At 52.4% G+C, this 2,131-nt stretch carries 2 protein-coding genes; both read left to right on the plus strand.

Annotated features, from left to right (window positions below; all coding sequences use genetic code 11):
- Window positions 1-613: 613 nt before the first annotated feature.
- Entirely contained in the window at window positions 614-1,159 is a 546-nt protein-coding gene (locus D588_RS26195) for a DUF4189 domain-containing protein (RefSeq protein ID WP_081613433.1), read from the plus strand.
- A gap of 17 nt (window positions 1,160-1,176) precedes the next feature.
- Window positions 1,177-1,710 (plus strand): DUF4189 domain-containing protein, encoded by a 534-nt coding sequence (locus D588_RS26200; protein WP_226980604.1) that lies wholly within the window; start codon window positions 1,177-1,179, stop codon window positions 1,708-1,710.
- Window positions 1,711-2,131: the final 421 nt, after the last annotated feature.

The raw sequence follows: 2,131 nt of genomic DNA on the forward strand, positions 1-2,131 counted from the left end.
TTGCATCGAGGTGATATATGGATATTAAATTCACCCTGGCTGCTTGCCTTGCACTGCTTTTCGCTATGGGTAACGCGCGAGCGGAAAACGGGTGTCCGCCTGGGCAGATTCCGGCCCAAGCAAATGGCAACATGGCGTCCTGTGGCCCTATACCGCCTGGCTATTATCAACAACAGCCAGCTCCGCCACCGCGCCCACTCGGGAAGTGGCTCAAAACGTGGGGCGCGGTTGCGGGTGATGATATCACTCAATTTGGCGTGTCGACAGGCAAACTAAGTAAAGCGGATGCCGAGAAGGATGCTTTGCAAAAGTGCCAGAATGCCAGCTCTCACCGATGCCGCATTGTTCATGCTTATGAGAATCAATGTGTAGTGGTAGTTACGCCCCCAGGGGAAGGAGTGGCGAGCGTTGACTCGGGCTTTCCACTTGCGGAAATAAGTAGGAAAGCAATTATACGTTGTCAGAAAAATAACGCCGGCAAGGAGTGTACTATTGGTTACTCCAATTGCACTGAGCAGATTTTTCAGAAATTCTAGGCGATAAGATGCGTTTTTTTGCTGAGTCAGTCGCCGAGAATAATAGCCGACCAACTTAAGCTATGGGAGGGATTCAGATGGCGCTCAACCGTTATCTTACCTTCGCTACGTTTTTCTTGGTAGGTGCTGCGTCTGCAGAAAGTGGTTGCCCACCTGGGCAACTCCCGGCGCAGGCAAATGGCGCAATGGCCTCGTGTACACCTGTTCCTCCTGGCTACTACCAACAGCAGGCTCCTGCGCCACAGCCTTTGGGCAAGTGGATCACGACATGGGGTGCTATCGCGATGGGATCAATAGACAATACGACAAATTATGGGGTCACCACGGGCAAATTATCCAAGGCAGAAGCCGAGGCCGATGCACTCAGGCGCTGCGCCTCTCATGGGGAAAAGGACTGCCAAATCGCCTTGAGTTATCACAACCAATGCGCCGCAATTGCAGAACCGCAAACGAATGGGTTGCCTCTGGCTATTGGTCTAGTCAGCTTTTCTGGTGGCGTGACCATTACTGATGCAATACAGAGAGCTCAAGCTCATTGCAGAAAAGCCAACGCTGCAACGTCAGAGGCCGATTGCAAGGTGATTTACAAAGCCTGTACGGAGCAGATATTCGAGAAATTTTGAGTTTCGATGGAATGCGCATGAAGATCAGCCTCCTTTTTACTATGCTCCTTTTAACCAACACAGCAGATGCAGAAAATGGATGCCCGCCTGGTCAGTTGCCGGCCCAGGCCAGTGGTGCGATGTCTTCATGCACGCCAATTCCGCCTGGTTACTATCAGCAGCAACCTACGCCGCCTCCCCGTCCTAGCGGCAAATGGATTAAGACCTGGGGTGCGATTGCGATCGGCACAGTCGATTCAGTGCCGTACTACGGCGTTCCAACTGGGGCAATGTCCGAATCGGAAGCCAAGATCCAGGCGTTAGCTCGATGTGCAAAAAAAGGCGCACAGAACTGCAAGGTGGCTCTGGTTTATCAAAATCAATGCGCTGTCATTGTCGAGCCGCAGATTAATGGGCAGCCAAATCCGGATGGTTTTATTCAGTTTGCTGGTGGTCCAACTAAAGAAAAGGCAGTCGAGACTGCTTCAGAGGGGTGCGAACGCAGGAATCCCGGAGCAACATGCAAGGTGATATATCAGGCATGCTCAGAACCAGTATTTGAGAAGTATTGATCGCTTTTCCCGTGTTGATTGGTTCAAGGGCCTGGACTTTCCGTCAAGCGTCTCAGCAAGGAGAAACTCATGAAGAAGCGTGGACTGTTCGAGGCTTGCTATTATTTGGTTTTTCCATCCAGCCAATGGCACAATCTGGCGGCTAGTACGAAACCATTCTCTACAACAACCCCTTCCTCTTCTGCACAGTAGGCGTTCCCAGCGATTGTTGGACGCCTATCAATCCCGCCACGGGCTCTAACGGGGTGAGCAAGGGCCCGCAGACTCCAACCAAGACCTCTTCCGCCACCGCACGCCCCCATCTACTCAATACGTAATCGGACCTGGCCTCATGCGACAAACACTATCCGCTGAGAAGTGGCAGCAGTCAGTGCAGCATGTACGGGCGTTGCTGACCCTTTGCCTCTTGACGCTCTCGCTG

The organism is Xanthomonas sp. SHU 308 (assembly GCF_000364645.1).
In the GTDB taxonomy this organism is placed as follows: Bacteria; Pseudomonadota; Gammaproteobacteria; order Xanthomonadales; family Xanthomonadaceae; genus Xanthomonas_A; species Xanthomonas_A sontii.